Below are 17,666 nucleotides of genomic sequence, written 5' to 3'. Positions count from 1 at the left end.
ATCGAGTTGAGAAGAATCTGCGACCGGATCAGGACAGCCGGAGCCAGGGAAGGTACGGGGTGGACGGGTTGCGCGACGGCGGTACGGGAGCGCGTGTACGCGAGGAAGTGGCACTGATATGCGACCAGTTGGACAACATCCGCACCACGCTGGAGACATACGGCGCCCAAGGCTCGGCAGCTCTCGACCGTGTCCTGGCAGCCCTGCGCCACGGTGAGGATCCCGCCGGACCGCTGGAGTTGCTGCACGAGGCCCTGCTGGCCGCGGGCGACGCCGCGGGCCTGCACGGACACGCGCGAGGCATCGGCGTGAGCGGATTCGACACCCTGCTGCCCGACAAGTGGGTGACGCTGTGCCCCACGAGCCGGTGTGCGCGCCACAGCTGGCCCGACGGCCCGGACACGCCCCACTGCCGGATCAGCGACCGGCCTCTGCGCAGAGAGCGTCTCTAGCGGTGGGCGGGTTCCTGGGAGCCCTGGGGCAGAAGCTCGCCGAGCGATGGCTGACCCTCCTGGTCCTGCCCGGGGTGCTCTTCCTGGCCGTCGCCACCGCAGCCCACACCCTCGGCCAGCCCCGCGCCCTCGACATCCATCGCCTCACCGGACACATCACTCACTGGGCGCAGGCTCCTGAAGTGAACACCGTCGGCAGCCAGGTCGTACTGCTCGGCGCGGTCCTCGCCGCGGCTGCGGCCGCCGGCCTGTGCGCGCAGAGCCTGGGAACCCTGATCCAGCGCATCGCGCTGGCCGCCGACTGGCGGACCTGGCCCCGCCCGCTGCGGTCGTGCGCCCGCGCCGGCACCGCGCGCCGGCACACACGCTGGGTTGCCGCTCTGCACGACTATCAGCGGCAACTCGACGCAGACGCTCACACATTGGCCGTCACGGGACGCCGCGCCGACTCCGCTCCGCGCCGGGCAGCGCACCATGTGATGCGGCGGATCGCGACCGAGGAACCGGACCGGCCCACCTGGTGCGGCGACCGGGTCCACGCCGTCACCATTCGCCTGGAGCGCGACCACCGCATGGACCTGCCCCTGGTGTGGCCCTACCTGTGGCTCGTACTGCCCGAGATCACCCGCGCCGAGATCGCCGCCGCCGAACAGGCCCTGAGCCGAGCCACCACCCTGGCAGGCTGGGCCGTGCTGTACGCCCCGCTGACCGCATGGTGGTGGCCCGCCGCGCCGCTGGCCGCAGTCCTCGCGCTGGCCGCCCGGTACCGCATGGGCACCGCCACCGAGACCTACGCCCAGCTCATCGAGGCGGCCGCCCGCCTCCACAGCACCGACCTGGCCACCCGGCTCGGCATCGACCGCACGGGCGCACTGGACGCGGCCCTCGGCGATGCCCTCGATCACCTGCTCCGCACCCGCACCCGCGGCACGCCACCGCCGACTCCCGACGGGAGCCCGTCCCACTAGGGCGGACAACAAAAAGTGCTGGTTGAGATAGATCTCAACCAGCACTCTGCGGCAGCCTGTGGGCTACCAGTCGGTGTCCGAGGGGGGACTTGAACCCCCACGCCCGATAAAGGGCACTAGCACCTCAAGCTAGCGCGTCTGCCATTCCGCCACCCGGACAAGGTGTCTGTCTTGCGGCCTTGCGGCCGGTCCGACGTGGAAAACAATAGCAAACATCCGAGGGTGCTCGATCACCCCTCTGGCCTGCGTGAACGCCGTATGTCGGAGGGGTACCGCTCTTGGGGGCCGGGGGGTGGGCGCGCAAGGATGGGGGAGGTGGACCACCAGCACCGACGGTGAGAGGAAACAGCGTGAGCGAGTCGAGCACGAGCCGAAACGTCTCCGGTGAGGACGAGGTCACCGACCTCTGCCGCGATCTGATCCGGATCGACACCAGCAACTACGGGGACCACTCGGGGCCGGGCGAGCGGGCCGCCGCCGAGTACGTGGCGGAGAAGCTGGCCGAGGTCGGCCTGGAGCCGCAGATCTTCGAGTCCCACCCCGGGCGGGCCTCGACCGTGGCCAGGATCGAGGGCGAGGACCCGTCGCGGCCCGCGCTGCTCATCCACGGGCACACCGACGTCGTACCGGCCAACGCCCAGGACTGGACGCACCACCCCTTCGCCGGGGAGATCGCGGACGGCTGTGTCTGGGGCCGTGGCGCGGTCGACATGAAGGACATGGACGCGATGACCCTCGCGGTCGTACGCGACCGACTGCGCAGCGGGCGCAAGCCCCCGCGCGACATCGTGCTGGCCTTCCTCGCCGACGAGGAGGCCGGCGGCACGTACGGGGCACGGCACCTCGTCGACAAGCACCCGGACCTCTTCGAGGGCGTGACCGAGGCCATCGGCGAGGTGGGCGGTTTCTCCTTCACCGTCAACGAGAACCTGCGCCTGTACCTCGTCGAGACGGCCCAGAAGGGCATGCACTGGATGCGGCTGACCGTGGACGGCACCGCCGGGCACGGGTCGATGACCAACAACGACAACGCCATCACGGAGCTGTGCGAGGCCGTCGGGCGGCTCGGCAACCACAAGTGGCCGGTGCGGGTGACCAAGACCGTACGGTCCTTCCTCGACGAGCTCTCCGACGCGCTCGGCACCCCGCTCGACCCGGAGGACATGGAGGCCACCCTCGCCAAGCTCGGCGGGATCGCCAAGATGATCGGCGCGACGCTGAAGAACTCGGCCGCGCCGACCATGCTCGGCGCCGGGTACAAGGTCAACGTCATCCCCGGCCAGGCCACCGCCCATGTCGACGGGCGCTTCCTGCCGGGGTACGAGGAGGAGTTCCTCACCGACCTCGACAAGATCCTCGGCCCGCGGGTCAAGCGCGAGGACGTGCACGGCGACAAGGCCCTCGAAACCAGCTTCGACGGGGACCTCGTGGACGCCATGCAGGTGGCGCTGAAGGCGGAGGACCCGATCGCGCGCGCCGTGCCGTACATGCTCTCCGGCGGCACCGACGCCAAGTCCTTCGACGACCTGGGAATCCGCTGCTTCGGCTTCGCGCCGCTCAAGCTGCCGCCGGAGCTGGACTTCGCCGGGATGTTCCACGGGGTCGACGAGCGGGTGCCCGTCGAGGGGCTGAAGTTCGGCGTCCGTGTGCTGGACCGATTCTTGGACAAGTGCTGAAACGACACTCCAACTAATCGGCTGCCCGTGCTAATTGACTGAAAAGAGTGAAAGGAATCGTAGGCTCGTAGCCCTCTGGGTTCCGCCTCGTTACAGGTGGTGCAGTCCGCGGCTGGGACTGCATTTGCCTACAAGGAGGAACAAATGATCAAGAAGATCGTCGCTGCTGCGGCTGCCACTGGTGGTCTCGTACTCGCTGGTGCGGGTATGGCCGTCGCCGACTCGGGCGCGCAGGGTGCCGCTGTGCACTCCCCCGGCGTTGTCTCGGGCAACGTCATCCAGGTGCCCGTCCACATCCCGGTGAACGCGTGCGGCAACACGGTCTCCGTGATCGGGCTGCTGAACCCCACCTTCGGCAACACCTGCATCAACAAGTGACGTTGTGCCTGAGCCTCTGAGGCTCTGAGCCCCGGCGGCCCCGGAGTGCGCGCCATGCACTCCGGGGCCGCAGGGCATTTCGGCTCGCGCGCAACGAAGCACGCGGGCTTTCCGGAAGGCAGAAGGCAGGGAACCACCTATGCGCCAGGTCACGAAAAAAGGCCTGATCACGATGGCGGCCGCGAGCGGTGTACTCGCCATGAGCGGCGGTTATGCGCACGCCGACTCGTCGGCGAACGGAAGCGCCTCGAATTCACCGGGCGTGCTGTCCGGGAATTCGATTCAGGTCCCGGTACACATCCCGGTCAACGCGTGCGGCAACACCGTGAATGTCGTCGGGCTGCTCAACCCGGCATCCGGCAACAGCTGCACCAACAAGTCCCAGGGCGGCAGCGGAGCGAAGGCCGGTGGCAAGACCACCGACTCGCCCGGCGTCGGCTCGGGAAACACGGTCCAGGTGCCCGTGGAAGTCCCCGTGAACGCCTGCGGGGACAGCGTCACGATCGGCGGTCTCGGCAACGCCACGGACGGCAACAGCTGCTCGAACGACTCGGGTGCCACACCGCCCGACAGCGACAAGCCGCACCACCCGGGCAAGCCCCACCACCCCGGCAAGCCGCATCACCCGGGCCAGCCCCACCACCCGGCCAAGCCGATCACCCGGGCGATCCCGCCGGTGGCCCCGGACGCCCCGGTCACTCCGGCGAACCCCAACACCCCGGTGACGCAGACCATCACCATGCCGAAGCCCACCCAGCAGCTCGCGCACACCGGTGCGGGCTCGCTCGAGCTGGCGATCCCGGCCAGTGCGGGACTGCTCCTCGCGGGCGCGGTTCTGTACCGCAGGGCGCGCGCGTCCGCCTAGTCGGCGCGTACGAATGACGGATCGGGCCCCGCAGCTGCGGGGCCCGATCCGTCTCTACCAGGTGGCGCGCACCTGGCGGATGATCCGCCGGCGCAGCCGCACTCTGCGGCTGCCGTCCCGGTGCAGACTCAGTCGGTCCAACTCCCAGTGTCCGTACTCGGCGTGGTCGGTCAGCAGACGGGTCGCTTCGTTGCGGGAGACCCCGCGCGGAACGTACACGTCGACAAATTCGTATTCCGGCATCGCATCTATTGTGCAAGCAGAGGCTCAGTACGGATAGCGTCTGTCTCATGTCTGATGCTGCGCAGCCCACCGCTGCCGAGGTACGCGCCGCCGCCGAGGCGGTAAAAGCCGCGCTGGACCGTCACCTCGAGGCGGTCGAAGCCCGCACGGGAGAGGACGACCCGGCCGTGTACGACGCGTTCAACGCGCTCGCAGCGGCCGCGGAGGCCTACGACGAGAGGCTCTACGACCGCTACGACGAGGTCACCCCCTTCGAGATCCCCGGAGCCGACGACGCGCTTCCGCCGTACGGCGGTCCCGAGGAGCCCCATGCGCTCAGCGTGCTGATCCGCCGCGACTACGCGGTGGTGGAGCCCCAGCGGCTGCTCTCGCAGGCGCAGCGGATCGCCGACCTCGACCCGGACGCGGATACGGACACCGGGGTCGGAGCGGTGGTCGGCAGCAGTGTCCATGCGGCGGTCGGTGTGCTCTTCGGCGAGTACGAACCGGACGAAATCGCCTCCCGCCACAAGGAGTTCGGCCTCGAGGAGGGCGACTCGACGCTGTGGGTGTCGGCGGCGGAGGATCTGCCGGAACCGGGGGAGTGGCTGAACACCCCCTTCGACCAGGCCGATCCGACCCAGGTGGTGTGCCGCTTCGACGTCAGCTCCGTCTTCGACGAGGACGAACTCCTCGACGACGAGGACGTGCTGGAGGGCGAAGGGGTCTGACCCCCCTTCCGGAACGCGCGAAGGGCCGGTACCGGGAACTCCCGGTACCGGCCCTTCGCATTCGCAGGTGGCGGGTTACTCGGCGGACGACGGTCGCAGCAGCGTCCGCAGCCGCGTCGTGCGCTCCTGCGCCGGTACGCCCGCCACCGCCTGCGGCAGTGCCTGGTCCACGCCGTGCACGACCGACAGATGACGCTCACCGCGGCCGAAGGCGGTGTACACCCACGGGCGGCTGAGTGCCTGGGCCGCGTCTCCCGGCAGTACGACGACGACCGCGGGCCACCGCATCCCGGCCGCCTGGTGCGCGGTCAGCGCCCAGCCGTGCCGCAGTGACGTCTCCACCCGCTCCTTCGGTACGACCACGGGCGTGCCCGCGCAGTCCAGGTGCAGGCCTTCGGCGTCGGCCGACACCACCGTGCCCGACACCGTCCTGCCGGGCGCGGCGACATGGGCGACGCGGTCGCCGGGGTCGAAGCCGGCGAAGCGGCCGGGACCCGGGTTCAGCCGCTCCTTGAGCGCCGTGTTCAGCGCACGGGTGCCGGCCGAACCGCCGTGCCCCGGAGTGATGACCTGGGTGTCGGAGGACGGTACGCCGATCGCCCGCGGCACCGAGTCGGCGACCAGCTGGACCGTACGGTGCACGGCCTCGCCCGCGTCGCGCACCGGGACGATGACGACCTCCTTGCCGGGAGCCTCGACCTGGTTCAGCTCACCGATGCCGATGCCCGAGACCAGTTCGCCGATCGGCCCGGGGTCGGGCGTGCGCGAGGCGATCTGCGGGCACGCACGGGCGGCCAGCACATCGGTGAACACCTGGCCCGCACCGGCGGAGCCGAGCACACCGGGGTCGCCGCTCAGGACCAGGCGGCAGCCGTCGGGCAGCGACTCGACCAGTACCGCGGCCGTCTCGACGTCCAGCTGGGGCGCGTCGACGACAGCGAGGAGACCCAGGTCGAAGTCGCCCTCGTCGCCGGCCAGCAGCCCGGAGACGGTGACCGCGGCCTCCGGGTCGCCCAGCGCCTCGGCCAGCCGGTTCCTGCCGTCCGCACTGTGCGCGGCGGCAACGGCCCGCAGCCCGAGCGCGCGGGCCGCGGCGATCAGCGCCACGGGCTCGGCACGGGCGGCCTCGCCGCCGGTGTGGGCGACCAGACCGTGCGCGGCGACGGCCCGGATCAGCTCGGCCGCGGACGGCGAGGGAGCGCCCTTCGCGGCCGACTCCCAGTCCAACTCCTGCTCCGCCGAAGGTGCGTTGGCCAGCCGGCCGAGACCGTCGGCGAGGATCTCCTCCGCCATGGCGAACCGCTCCAGACCCAGCAGGATCCGTACGGGCCGCTCAGGCTCCTCCTCGCCCTCCTCGGCGCCTTCTCCCGCCGGGGGTGTCGGCGCGTCGTCCAGCGGGTCCTGGAAGACCAGCACCGCACCGTCCTCGATCGCGCTCTGCAGCGCCTCGTCCGCGTCGGGCACCGAACGCGCCGCGAGCGCCGCCCGCAGCGTCTCGGACTCCAGCACCGTGTGCCCCTGCAGGGCGGCCCGCTCCAGGAGCCAGCCGACCAGCGCGGTGGCCCGCCGCTCGTCGCCGGGAGCGCACTCGGCGCCGATCAGGGCCCGGGCGAAGGTGTCGGCCTGCTCGGGGCGCACGCCGGGCACCGAAAGGAGCTTCCAGGGGTCCTCGCGCAGCGCGTCCGCCGCCTGATCGCCGAGAGCCTCGGCGGCCGGCGCGGCCAGCGCCTCGGGCGCACCGCCCTCGACGAGCACGTCCCGTACGGCAGCGACGGCGGACGGCGCCGCGGCGGCCGGCGCGGCCGGAGCCGCCGGTGCCTGCGCCCGCACGGGCGCGGATGCAGCGGGCTCGGGTCGCCGGGGCGCGGGCGCGGTCTGCGGGACGAACGCGGGCTTCTCGCCGCTCTCCACGGCCCGTACGGCAGCGAGCAGATCGGCGGCGGTCCCGCTCAGCTTGGCGCCCGCGGCGACCGGCTCGGACTTCTCGGCCTTGCGCTGCTCGATCTTGGCCCGCAGCTCCCGCTGAGCTGCCAGCTCGGCCTGCGCCTCGGAAATCTCCGGAGCAGCAGCGGCAGCGGTGGTGTCCGTTCCATCACCGGCCTCGCCTTCGGGTTCGGCTCCGGCCGCCTCCTCCGGGGCGTCCTCCGCGTCGGCGCTGTCCTCCACGACGGGGTCGGACGCGGGCTCCGGCGCCGTGTCCGTGGCGGAGGGCTCGTTGTCCGGGGCGGCCTCGGCCTCGGTGCTGGCCTCGGTGGCGAGGCGGTCCGTACTCACAGCTCGGTCCAGTCCTGGTCGGGATAGCGGTGTATGGGCGCCGACACGTCGTCGAGAGCCCGGCAGATCTCATCCGGAAGACTAAGCGCCTCCACTGACAATGCGGCCGTGAGCTGAGCCGCGTTGCGCGCGCCGACGATCGGGGCGACCACTCCTGGCCGGTCCCTGACCCAGGCCAGCGCCACCTCCAGCGGCGTCGTGGCGAGCCCGTCCGCCGCTATGGCGACCGCGTCCACGATCCGGCTCGCGGTCTCGTCGAGGTACGGGGCGACGAACGGCGCCAGATGCTCCGAGCCCCCGCGCGAGTCGACGGGCGTGGCGGTGCGGTACTTGCCCGTCAGCACCCCGCGCCCGAGCGGCGACGAGGGCAACAGCCCGACCCCCAGGTCCAGCGCGGCGGGGAGCACCTCGCGCTCCACACCGCGCTGCAGCAGCGAGTACTCCATCTGTGTGCTGGCGAGCCGGGTCCGTACCCCCGGCGCGGCCAGCTGCCAGGTCGCCGCCTTGGCCAGCTGCCAGCCGGAGTAGTTCGACACCCCCGCATAGCGCGCCCGCCCGCTGCTCACCGCGATGTCCAGCGCCTGCAGCGTCTCGTCCAGCGGGGTCTCGGGGTCGAAGGCGTGCACCTGCCACACGTCGACGTAGTCGGTTCCCAGCCGCTGCAGCGAGGCGTCGAGGGCCGAGAGGAGATGACCGCGCGAGCCGTTGAAGCGCCGGTCCGGGTCGGGCACGCTGCCCGCCTTGGTGGCGATGACCAGGTCACGCCGCGGAACCAGCCGCTCCACCAACTGCCCGAGCAGATACTCCGCTTCCCCGTCGCCGTACACGTCCGCCGTGTCGACGAGGGTGCCGCCCGCCTCCCAGAACGCCTTCATCAGTTCGGCGGCGTCGTGCTCGTCGGTGTCGCGCCCCCAGGTGAGGGTGCCGAGCCCGATCCGGGATACGCGCAGGCCCGTACGGCCGAGATGCCTCTGCTCCATGGGCGCTGAGATTACTGGCCAACACCGCACTCGTTGGAAGCCTGTGGACAACTCACCCCTGACGGATCGCACTTCCGCGCGTTAGAGTCCCCACGACAGGGACGTTACTGATCGGTAAGGAGAGCGGCCATGCGGCTCGGAATCAACCTCGGGTACTGGGGCGCCGGGATGGACGGCGACAACCTCGCCGTGGCGCAGGAGGCCGACCGCCTCGGCTACGACGTCTGCTGGGCCGCCGAGGCCTACGGCTCCGACGTGCCCACCGTCCTGGCCTGGGTCGCCGCCCAGACCGAGCGCATCGACGTCGGCTCCGCGATCATGCAGATCCCGGCCCGCCAGCCCGCCATGACCGCGATGACGGCAGCCACCCTCGACTCGCTCACCAAGGGCCGCTTCCGCCTCGGCCTCGGCGTGTCGGGACCTCAGGTCTCCGAGGGCTGGTACGGCGTCAAGTTCGACAAGCCCCTCTCCCGGACCCGAGAGTACGTGGAGATCGTCCGCAAGGCGATGTCCCGCGAGCGCCTCAGCTACGAGGGCGCCCACTGGACCCTCCCGCTCCCCGACGGCCCCGGCAAGCCGATCAAGCTCACCGTCCACCCGGAGCGCGAGCACATCCCGCTCTACATCGCCGCGATCGGCCCCAAGAACCTCGAGCAGACCGGTGAGATCGCCGACGGCGCGCTGCTGATCTTCCCGTCCGCCGAGCACCTCGAGGAGACCGCGATCCAGCACATCCGCGCGGGCCGCGAGAAGGCCGGCAAGACCATGGACGGCTTCGACGTCTGCCCGACGCTGCCGATCGCGCTCGGCGAGGACGTGAACGCGCTGGCCGACATGTTCCGTCCGTACACCGCGCTGTACGTCGGCGGCATGGGCAGCCGCAAGCAGAACTTCTACAACCAGCTCGCACAGCGCATGGGGTACGAGAAGGAGGCCGCCGAGATCCAGGACAAGTACCTCTCCGGCGACAAGCCCGGCGCGGCCGCCGCCGTACCGCACCAGCTCATCGACTCGACCACGCTCCTCGGCACGGTCGACCGCATCGCCGAGAAGATGCAGGCCTACGCGGCGGCCGGAGTCACGACCCTGACGCTCTCCCCGGCCGGCTTCACCCTGGACGAGAGGGTGGCGGCGCTGCGGGCCGGCACGGAGGCGCTGGAGCGCGCGGGTCTCGCGTAACGGAAGAGGAAATCTCTGCGGCCGTGGTGGGGGCTCGGGGGGTCTCCCCGCCACGGCCGTCATGCAGCACAACGCCCCACGCGCGCGGGAGTTACGGCTCTACAGCCATCCGCGGCGTTTGAACTGCCGGTACAGGACGAACTCGATCGCGACCATCAGCAGGATCACCGCCGGGTACGACCACGTCCACGTCAGCTCCGGCATGTGCTCGAAGTTCATCCCGTAGATCCCCGCGACCATCGTCGGCACGGCCGCCATCGCCGCCCACGCCGAGATCTTCCGCATGTCGTCGTTCTGCCGCACCCCCATCTGCGCCAGATGCGCCGAGAGGATGTCCGACAGCAGCCGGTCGAGCCCGTCCACCTGCTCGTTGGCGCGCGTCAGATGGTCGCCGACGTCGCGGAAGAACGGCTGCGCGTGCTCGTGCACGAACGGCACCCCGGCCGCCGCGAGCCGGGCCATGGGGACGGCCAACGGGCCGGTGGCGCGCCGGAATTCGAGGACCTGGCGCTTGAAGGTGTAGATCCGCGAGGCGATGTTCTTCGCGTCGCCGCCGGTCGGGGCGAACACCTCCGCCTCCAGCTCCTCCAGGTCGGTCTGGAGCTCCGCCGCCACCTCGATGTAGTGGTCGACGACGGCGTCGCTCACCGCGTACAGCACGGCGGTCGGACCGTGCCTGAGCACCTCGGGCTCGTGCTCCAGACGCTTGCGTACGGCGCCCAGCGGCGCGCCCTCGCCGTGCCGGACCGTCACGACGAAGGAGTCCCCGACGAAGACCATCAGCTCCTCCGCGGACACGGCGTCGCTCTCCGGCTCGTACTCCACCGGCTTGAGCACCACGAACAGCGAGTCGTCGTACACCTCGAGCTTGGGCCGCTGATGGGCGTTGAGCGCGTCCTCGACCGCCAGCGGATGCAGCCCGAACTCGCTGGTGACCAGCGAGAACTCCTCTTCCGTCGGCTCGTGGAGGCCCAGCCAGAGGAAGGAGTCTCCGGCCGCGCGCGCCTCGTCGAGGGCGTCGGAGAAGTCCTTGGGGCCCTCGGTCCTGCGTCCGTCCCGGTAGATGGCGCTGTCGACAATCACGGCGCGCATTCTTCCCGCTCGGAGGCCCGTTCGCACCCGCAGTTACCCTGGCGGTCATGGCCACGCTGATCCTCGTCCGGCACGGACGCTCGACCGCCAACACCTCCGGAGTGCTCGCCGGACGCATGCCCGGCGTCCGCCTCGACGAACGGGGCCTCGCCCAGGCGGCCGGGCTGCCGGAACGGCTGGCCGGAGTGGCTCCGGCCGCCGTCGTCACCAGTCCGCTGGAGCGCTGCCGCGAGACCGTCCAGCCGCTGCTCGACGCCAGTCCCGGCCTCGCGCTGCACACCGAGGAACGCATCAGCGAGTGCGACTACGGGGAGTGGTCCGGGCGCAAGCTCGCCGAGCTCTCCGAAGAGCCGCTGATGAGCGTCGTGCAGCAGCACCCGTCCGCCGCCGCCTTCCCCGGCGGGGAGTCGATGCCCGCCATGCAGGCGCGCGCGGTCGCCGCCGTACGGGACTGGAACGCGCGGATCGAGGCCGAGCACGGCGAGCACGCGGTGTACGTCATGTGCTCGCACGGCGACGTCATCAAGTCGGTCGTCGCGGACGCCCTCGGCATGCATCTCGACCTCTTCCAGCGCATTCACGTCGACCCGTGTTCCCTCACCGCCATCCGCTACACCAGGCTGCGCCCCTTTCTCCTGCGCCTCGGCGACACGGGCGAGTTCGGCTCCCTCGCACCGCGCGAGAAGCCGGGCAGCGCGGAGGCGGCGGTGGGCGGTGGCGCGGGAGCACCGTGATCGCTCCGCGCAGTAGGGTGGACAGGCTGTAAGGCCTTTCCGCCCTCCCGCGGAACCCCCACCGACCTCCCACCGGAAAATGGAGACAGGACGTGTCCCGTCAGGTGTTCTTCTACGATCCGCCGGACCGCTTCGTGGCCGGTACGGTCGGGCTGCCGGGACGCCGTACGTTCTTCCTGCAGGCCTCGTCCGGGATCCGCACCACCAGTGTCGCCCTGGAGAAGACGCAGGTGGCGGCGCTCGCCGAGCGGATCGACGAACTGCTGGACGAGGTGGTGCGCAGGACCGGCGGCAACGCCCCGGTGCCGGCCGTCGCCCCGGCGGAAGTCACCGACACCGCGCCGCTGGACGCCCCCGTCGAGGAGGAGTTCCGGGTCGGCACGATGGCGCTGGCCTGGGACGGCGACGAACAGCGCATGATCATCGAGGCGCAGGCGCTCGTCGAACTGGACGCGGAGTCCGAGGAGGACCTCGCGGAGGCGGAGGAACGTCTCCTCCAGGACGAGGAGAACGGCCCGCCGATGCTCCGGGTGCGCCTCACCGGCATCCAGGCGAGGGCCTTCGCCAAGCGCGCGCTCGACGTCGTCAACGCGGGCCGGCCGCCGTGCCCGCTGTGCAGCCTGCCGCTCGACCCGGAGGGACACGTATGCCCGCGCCAGAACGGATACCGCCGCTCCTCCTGAAGGGCGAGCTGACGGTACGCGGCCAGATCCGCGAGGCGTCGAACGCGGTGCTCTACTGCTCGCTCTCGTACGAGGGCGAGGAAGCGGCCTGCGTATACAAACCGGTGGCCGGAGAGCGCCCGCTCTGGGACTTCCCCGACGGGAACCTCGCCCAGCGCGAGGTGGCCGCGTACGAGATCTCCGAGGCGACGGGATGGGGGCTGATCCCGCCCACGGTGCTGCGCGACGGCCCGTACGGGGAGGGCATGGTCCAGCTCTGGATCGAGGCGGAGGAGTCCCCCGACGAGCCGCTGCTCGCCCTGGTGGACGAGGAGGAGCCCGCCGAGGGGTGGAAGGCGGTTGCTCTGGCGGAGGTCGGGGAGGGGCGGACCGCACTGCTCGTCCACGCGGACGACGCCAGGCTGCGCCGGCTGGCCGTTCTCGACGCCGTCATCAACAACGGGGACCGCAAGGGCGGGCATCTGCTGCCGGCGGGGGGCGGGCGGCTGTACGGGATCGACCACGGGGTGACCTTCAACACGGAGGACAAGCTGCGGACGCTGCTCTGGGGGTGGGCGGGGGAGGCGCTGACGGCTGAAGCCGTCGAGGTTCTGGGCGGGCTTGCGGCCGGGCTGGCGCCCGGCTCCGCGCTTGCCGCCCGTATGGGCGAGCTGATCACTGCTGCGGAGGTGGAGGCGCTACGGGAGCGGGTTGCGGGGCTTCTGCGGGCCGGGGTGCACCCCGAGCCGTCGGGGGAGTGGCCGTCGATCCCCTGGCCGCCGGTCTGAGGCAGTCCCCCGGGCCCGGGGCGGGTACGTGCGGTCCGCGTCGCCGTTGTGCCCACCCGTTCCGCCCTGCGGAACGCCTGCCCACAACGGCGGGCAGAGCGGAACGGTCGCCCACAGCGGGGGCGGGATGGCAAGACCGTGTGATCGGCCAAGATCGGGGATCCGGGTCGTATTCAGAACTGCAGTCCGGTTACGCTCATGACATGCATGCCTGGCCCGCTTCTGAGGTCCCCGCCCTGCCTGGCAAGGGCCGCGACCTCGAGATCCACGACACCGCGACCGGCGGTCGGATCACTCTGACCCCCGGTCCCGTCGCCCGCATCTACGTCTGCGGCATCACGCCGTACGACGCGACCCACATGGGTCATGCGGCGACCTACAACGCGTTCGACCTCGTTCAGCGCGTGTGGCTCGACACCAAGCGGCAGGTTCACTACGTCCAGAACGTGACCGACGTGGACGACCCGCTCCTGGAGCGCGCCATTCGCGACGGCGTCGACTGGACCGGCCTCGCCGAGCGCGAGACCGCCCTCTTCCGCGAGGACATGACCGCCCTGCGCATGCTCCCGCCGAAGCACTACATCGGCGCCGTCGAGGCCATACCTGGCATCGTTCCGCTCGTCGAGCGGCTGCGGGACGCGGGTGCCGCGTACGAGCTCGAGGGCGACGTCTACTTCTCCGTCGAGAGCGACGCGCACTTCGGCGAGGTGTCCAACCTGGACGCCGAAGCCATGCGGCTGCTCTCCGCCGAGCGCGGCGGCGACCCGGACCGTCCGGGCAAGAAGAACCCGCTCGACCCGATGCTCTGGATGGCCGCCCGCGAGGGCGAGCCGAGCTGGGACGGTGCCTCGCTCGGCGCCGGACGGCCCGGCTGGCACATCGAGTGCGTGGCCATCGCCCTGGACCACCTGGGCATGGGCTTCGACGTGCAGGGCGGCGGCTCCGACCTCGCCTTCCCGCACCACGAGATGGGCGCCTCGCACGCCCAGGTGCTGACCGGCGAACACCCCTTCGCGCAGGCGTACGTGCACGCCGGCATGGTCGCCCTCGACGGCGAGAAGATGTCCAAGTCCAAGGGCAACCTGGTCTTCGTCTCCCAGCTCCGCAAGGACGGCGTCGACCCCGCCGCCATCCGCCTCGCGCTCCTCTCGCACCACTACCGCGCCGACTGGGAGTGGACCGACCAGGTCCTCGCCGACGCCGTCGAGCGGCTCGCCCGCTGGCGTGCCGCCGTCTCGCGACCGGACGGCCGGCCCGCCGACGCGCTGGTCGGCGAGATCCGTACGGCTCTCGCCTCCGACCTGGACGCCCCGGCCGCACTCGCGGCCGTGGACCGCTGGGCCGAGCTCCAGATCGCCGAGGGCGGCAGCGACGAGGGCGCGCCCGGCCTCGTCTCGCGCGCGGTCGACGCCCTGCTCGGAGTCGCGCTGTAACGGCTGCGCAATCTCTGCGGCACAGCAGGCCCCGGACTTCTTCATGAAGTCCGGGGCCTGCCCCGTTTTGTCCATGGTCATGTGCTCGTTACTGCGCTAAAAGCGCTCTATGCAATCATCATCGCGCACCTCAACGCGCTTCAGATCGGCGGCAGTTGCCGCCCTGCTCGGACTGCTCGCGGTCTTCGCGGGACCGGGCGGCAGTGCCCACGCCGATGCGGCCGATCCTGCGGACACCAGCGTGGGAGACATCACCGGGTTCTCCGCGGAGGGCTCCGTCTACCACCTGAAGGCGGGCACCGCCGAGGCCCGCGTCAGCTTCGTCTCCGACGAGACCTTCCGCCTCGAACTCGCGCCCGACGGTACGTTCACCGATCCCACCGGCACGGACATCGTCCTGCCGCAGGGCAAGGCGCCCCGCACCCACTGGAAGGACCGGGGCGACCGCTACGAGCTGAGCACCGCCGAGGTCACCCTGCGCGCCTACAAGGCCCCGCTCCGCTTCGCGCTCTTCCGCGCCGACGGCAGCCGGCTCTGGTCCGAGACCAAGCCGCTCAGCTGGAGCGCGGACACCACCACGCAGACCCTGGCCCGCGGCGCCGACGAGCAGTTCTACGGCGCCGGGATGCAGAACGGCCGCGGCAACACCTCGCACCGCGGCCAGACCGTCGAGGTCGGCGTCGACTACAACTGGGACGACGGGGGACACCCCAACTCGGTCCCGTTCTACCTCTCTTCGGCCGGCTACGGCGTCTACCGCAACACGTACGCGCCCAACACGTACGCCTTCGACGAGCCGGTCACCGCGAGCGCGAAGGAGCAGCGCTTCGACGCGTACTACTTCGCGGGACCGAGCTCCAAGGACGTCATCGGCCAGTACACCAAGCTGACCGGCAAGCCCTTCATGCCACCGATCTACGGCCTGGAGAACGGCGACGCCGACTGCTACCTCCACAACGCCAACCGCGGCGAGCGCCACACCCTGGACGCCCTGAAGATCGCCGACGGCTTCGTCGAGAACGACATGCCCAACGGCTGGATGCTCGTCAACGACGGCTACGGCTGCGGCTACGAGAACCTCGCCGAGACCTCCAAGGGCCTGGGCGAGCGCAACACCAAGCTCGGCCTCTGGACCCAGGACGGCATCGACAACCTCGCCCAGCAGGTGAAGGACGGGCAGCGCGTCGCCAAGCTCGACGTGGCCTGGGTCGGCAGCGGCTACAAGTTCGCGCTCGACGGCTGCAAGGCCGCGTACAAGGGCATCGAGGACAACAGCGATGCCCGCGGCCTCACTTGGGCCCCCGAGAGCTGGGCAGGCGCCCAGCGCTGCGGAGTGCAGTGGTCCGGCGACCAGACCGGCACCTGGGACTTCATCCGCTGGCAGATCCCCACGTACGCCGGTTCGACCATGTCCGGCCTCGCCTACACCACGAGCGACGTGGACGGGATCTTCGGCGGGAGCCCCAAGACGTACACCCGTGATCTGCAGTGGAAGTCCTTCCTGCCCGCGATGATCACGATGGACGGCTGGGCGGCGAGCGACAAGCAGCCCTACCGGCAGGGCGAGCCGTACGTCTCGATCAACCGCAAGTACCTCAAGCTCAAGGAGTCGCTGCTGCCGTACATGTACTCCTACGCGCACGAGGCGAACACCACCGGCGTCGGCCCGGTCCGCCCGCTCGCCCTGGAGTACCCCAACGACCCGACGGCGGCCACGGACGCGGCCAAGTACGAGTTCCTGACCGGCGAGGACTTCCTCGTCGCCCCCGTCTACGAGGACACCGCGACCCGCGACGGGATCTACCTCCCCAAGGGCACCTGGATCGACTACTGGTCGGGACGCACCTACCAGGGCCCGACGACGATCAACGGCTACAGCGCCCCGCTCGACACCCTGCCGCTCTTCGTCAAGGCCGGGGCGAGCGTGCCGATGTGGCCCGGCATCAGGTCGTACGCGGACCGCACCGCGAACTCCCCGCTCGCGTGGGACGTCTACCCGCAGGGCAAGTCGTCCTTCGACCTGTACGAGGACGACGGCGTGACCCGGCAGAACCGCGACGGCAAGTACGCCACCCAGCGCGCCGAGGTCGACGCGCCGCGTACGGGGGCCGGAGACGTCACGGTCTCGATCGGCGCCAGCAAGGGGAGTTTCCAGGGGAAGCAGACCTCGCGGCCCTACCAGTTCACCGTGCACACCGGCGACGCCCCCAGCAAGGTCGAGCTCGGCCACCACAAGCTGCCGCAGCTCAACTCGCAGGCGGCGTACGACAAGGCGGCCCAGGGCTGGTTCTACGACCGGGACGACCGCGGTGGCGTCGTCAAGGTCAAGACCGCCCCGCTCCGTACGGACAAGAGCTTCGAGCTGGAGCTCAAGGACACCGCCGCGGTCGGCGGCTATCGGCCCGGCGCGACCGCCACGCTTGCCGTCGCCCCCGGCCAGGAGCTCGGCGCGGGCGTGGCCGGCAAGGTCGCCGTCGACGTGACCGCGGGCAACCGCGACGCCACAGGCGCCGACGTCACCCTGGACGCCCCCGCGGGCTGGAGTGTCACCCCGGCGGCGACCGTCGGACGCATCCCGGCCGGCACCACGCAGCGCGTCGAGCTGACCGTCACCCCGGCCAAGGACGCGACACCGGGGGACACGGCGCTCACCGCCGTGGCCCGCTACCGGTCCGCGGGCCAGGACCGTACGGTCACCCAGCGGTTCGGGGCCTCCGTCATGCCCGAGCCGCCGACCGCCGACACCTGGGCGAGCGATCTGACGTGGCTGAAGTCCACCAACGGGTACGGACCCGCGGAGCGCGACCGCTCCAACGGCGAGTCGGGCGCGGCCGACGGCCACACCCTCACCCTCGCCGGGACGACGTACACCAAGGGGATCGGCACCCACGCCGACTCCGACATCGAGGTCTACCTCGGCGGGCGCTGCACCTCGCTCACCGCCGACGTCGGCATCGACGACGAGATCAACGGCTACGGGGAGGTGGCCTTCTCCGTCGAGGCGGACGGCAAGGTGCTGTGGACCTCGCCCAAGGTGACCGGGGCATCGGCGGCCGTGCCGGTGGACGTCGATCTGACCGGTGCGCGGCATGTGCATCTGAAGGTGACCGACACCAACGGGTCGAAGACGGGTGACCACGGCGACTGGGCCGGCGCGAAGTTCAGCTGTGTCTAGAGGGCTCTGACGCACTGCGGGCGCCGGCCGGACTGTGCCCGGTCGGCGCCCTCTGTG

The 17,666-nt window shown here is 71.0% G+C and carries 16 protein-coding genes and 1 tRNA gene; 12 read left to right on the top strand and 5 right to left on the bottom strand.

Translation table 11 applies throughout. From position 1 onward, the window contains the following. Positions 1–59 precede the first annotated feature (59 nt). Positions 60–452, top strand: coding sequence for a hypothetical protein (locus OG707_RS05230; protein ID WP_329114840.1), 393 nt, complete (start codon positions 60–62; stop codon positions 450–452). Positions 453–454: 2 nt separating this feature from the next. Then, a complete protein-coding gene (locus OG707_RS05225; RefSeq protein WP_329114839.1) occupies positions 455–1,420 on the top strand; it encodes a hypothetical protein in 966 nt (321 codons plus the stop codon). 74 nt (positions 1,421–1,494) lie between these two features. On the opposite strand, the gene OG707_RS05220 is transcribed toward OG707_RS05225, so the two are convergent. Beyond that, a tRNA-Leu gene (locus tag OG707_RS05220) sits at positions 1,495–1,579 on the bottom strand. Positions 1,580–1,770: 191 nt separating this feature from the next. Here OG707_RS05220 and OG707_RS05215 point away from each other — a divergent pair. The 3 genes from OG707_RS05215 (at position 1,771) to OG707_RS05205 (ending at position 4,339) form a co-directional block, all read left to right on the top strand. Further along, on the top strand, positions 1,771–3,096 hold the full coding sequence (locus OG707_RS05215) for a M20/M25/M40 family metallo-hydrolase (RefSeq protein WP_329114837.1): 1,326 nt from the start codon (positions 1,771–1,773) through the stop codon (positions 3,094–3,096). Positions 3,097–3,240: 144 nt separating this feature from the next. Further along, complete coding sequence (gene chpH, locus OG707_RS05210; RefSeq protein WP_329114834.1) at positions 3,241–3,474, top strand: chaplin ChpH; 234 nt, start codon at positions 3,241–3,243, stop codon at positions 3,472–3,474. A 139-nt stretch (positions 3,475–3,613) separates the two neighbouring features. Further along, positions 3,614–4,339: a chaplin gene (locus tag OG707_RS05205; protein WP_329114832.1), complete on the top strand. Its 726-nt coding sequence runs from the start codon at positions 3,614–3,616 to the stop codon at positions 4,337–4,339. 54 nt (positions 4,340–4,393) lie between these two features. Here the strand turns inward: OG707_RS05205 and OG707_RS05200 are convergent, their stop codons facing one another. Beyond that, positions 4,394–4,582, bottom strand: coding sequence for a DUF5703 family protein (locus OG707_RS05200; RefSeq protein ID WP_329114830.1), 189 nt, complete (start codon positions 4,580–4,582; stop codon positions 4,394–4,396). Positions 4,583–4,629: 47 nt separating this feature from the next. On the opposite strand from OG707_RS05200, the gene OG707_RS05195 reads away from it, so the two are divergent. Then, positions 4,630–5,292, top strand: a complete 663-nt coding sequence (locus tag OG707_RS05195) for a hypothetical protein (protein WP_329114828.1) — start codon at positions 4,630–4,632, stop codon at positions 5,290–5,292. A 75-nt stretch (positions 5,293–5,367) separates the two neighbouring features. Here OG707_RS05195 and OG707_RS05190 read toward each other — a convergent pair whose 3' ends face one another. Then, positions 5,368–7,578: a helix-hairpin-helix domain-containing protein gene (locus OG707_RS05190; RefSeq protein ID WP_443071472.1), complete on the bottom strand. Its 2,211-nt coding sequence runs from the start codon at positions 7,576–7,578 to the stop codon at positions 5,368–5,370. Next, positions 7,563–8,546 (bottom strand): aldo/keto reductase, encoded by a 984-nt coding sequence (locus tag OG707_RS05185; protein ID WP_329114824.1) that lies wholly within the window; start codon positions 8,544–8,546, stop codon positions 7,563–7,565. The genes OG707_RS05190 and OG707_RS05185 overlap by 16 nt, the downstream gene beginning before the upstream one ends. A 129-nt stretch (positions 8,547–8,675) precedes the next feature. On the opposite strand from OG707_RS05185, the gene OG707_RS05180 reads away from it, so the two are divergent. After that, the gene (locus tag OG707_RS05180; protein WP_329114822.1) at positions 8,676–9,725 is read left to right on the top strand and encodes an LLM class F420-dependent oxidoreductase; all 1,050 of its coding nucleotides are present in this window, start codon (positions 8,676–8,678) and stop codon (positions 9,723–9,725) included. A 99-nt stretch (positions 9,726–9,824) separates the two neighbouring features. Here OG707_RS05180 and corA read toward each other — a convergent pair whose 3' ends face one another. Further along, positions 9,825–10,817: a magnesium/cobalt transporter CorA gene (corA, locus tag OG707_RS05175; RefSeq protein ID WP_329114820.1), complete on the bottom strand. Its 993-nt coding sequence runs from the start codon at positions 10,815–10,817 to the stop codon at positions 9,825–9,827. 47 nt (positions 10,818–10,864) lie between these two features. On the opposite strand from corA, the gene OG707_RS05170 reads away from it, so the two are divergent. The 5 genes from OG707_RS05170 to OG707_RS05150 all read left to right on the top strand — a co-directional run bounded on the left by OG707_RS05170 (position 10,865) and on the right by OG707_RS05150 (position 17,609). Then, complete coding sequence (locus OG707_RS05170; protein WP_329114818.1) at positions 10,865–11,551, top strand: histidine phosphatase family protein; 687 nt, start codon at positions 10,865–10,867, stop codon at positions 11,549–11,551. Positions 11,552–11,643: 92 nt separating this feature from the next. Beyond that, positions 11,644–12,234, top strand: coding sequence for a DUF3090 domain-containing protein (locus OG707_RS05165; protein ID WP_329114816.1), 591 nt, complete (start codon positions 11,644–11,646; stop codon positions 12,232–12,234). Next, positions 12,198–13,001: an SCO1664 family protein gene (locus OG707_RS05160; protein WP_329114814.1), complete on the top strand. Its 804-nt coding sequence runs from the start codon at positions 12,198–12,200 to the stop codon at positions 12,999–13,001. Before OG707_RS05165 ends, OG707_RS05160 begins: the two co-directional genes overlap by 37 nt. A 203-nt stretch (positions 13,002–13,204) precedes the next feature. Continuing rightward, positions 13,205–14,434, top strand: a complete 1,230-nt coding sequence (gene mshC / locus OG707_RS05155; protein WP_329114811.1) for a cysteine--1-D-myo-inosityl 2-amino-2-deoxy-alpha-D-glucopyranoside ligase — start codon at positions 13,205–13,207, stop codon at positions 14,432–14,434. Between the two features lie 109 nt (positions 14,435–14,543). Then, positions 14,544–17,609, top strand: coding sequence for an NPCBM/NEW2 domain-containing protein (locus OG707_RS05150; RefSeq protein WP_329114809.1), 3,066 nt, complete (start codon positions 14,544–14,546; stop codon positions 17,607–17,609). Positions 17,610–17,666: the final 57 nt, after the last annotated feature.

Origin of the sequence: Streptomyces sp. NBC_01465, from assembly GCF_036227325.1 — a bacterium.
GTDB lineage: Bacteria > Actinomycetota > Actinomycetes > Streptomycetales > Streptomycetaceae > Streptomyces.
This window is presented reverse-complemented; position numbering and strand designations above follow the sequence as displayed.

What these genes read in the sequence shown, in the direction of transcription:
- chpH (WP_329114834.1), top strand. Translation starts at nt 3,241, where the DNA reads ATGATCAAGAAGATCGTCGCTGCTGCGGCTGCCACTGGTGGTCTCGTA.
- OG707_RS05205 (WP_329114832.1), top strand. Translation starts at nt 3,614, where the DNA reads ATGCGCCAGGTCACGAAAAAAGGCCTGATCACGATGGCGGCCGCGAGC.
- OG707_RS05200 (WP_329114830.1), bottom strand. Translation starts at nt 4,582, where the DNA reads ATGCCGGAATACGAATTTGTCGACGTGTACGTTCCGCGCGGGGTCTCC.
- OG707_RS05195 (WP_329114828.1), top strand. Translation starts at nt 4,630, where the DNA reads ATGTCTGATGCTGCGCAGCCCACCGCTGCCGAGGTACGCGCCGCCGCC.
- OG707_RS05185 (WP_329114824.1), bottom strand. Translation starts at nt 8,546, where the DNA reads ATGGAGCAGAGGCATCTCGGCCGTACGGGCCTGCGCGTATCCCGGATC.
- OG707_RS05180 (WP_329114822.1), top strand. Translation starts at nt 8,676, where the DNA reads ATGCGGCTCGGAATCAACCTCGGGTACTGGGGCGCCGGGATGGACGGC.
- corA (WP_329114820.1), bottom strand. Translation starts at nt 10,817, where the DNA reads ATGCGCGCCGTGATTGTCGACAGCGCCATCTACCGGGACGGACGCAGG.
- OG707_RS05170 (WP_329114818.1), top strand. Translation starts at nt 10,865, where the DNA reads ATGGCCACGCTGATCCTCGTCCGGCACGGACGCTCGACCGCCAACACC.
- OG707_RS05160 (WP_329114814.1), top strand. Translation starts at nt 12,198, where the DNA reads ATGCCCGCGCCAGAACGGATACCGCCGCTCCTCCTGAAGGGCGAGCTG.
- mshC (WP_329114811.1), top strand. Translation starts at nt 13,205, where the DNA reads ATGCATGCCTGGCCCGCTTCTGAGGTCCCCGCCCTGCCTGGCAAGGGC.
- OG707_RS05150 (WP_329114809.1), top strand. Translation starts at nt 14,544, where the DNA reads ATGCAATCATCATCGCGCACCTCAACGCGCTTCAGATCGGCGGCAGTT.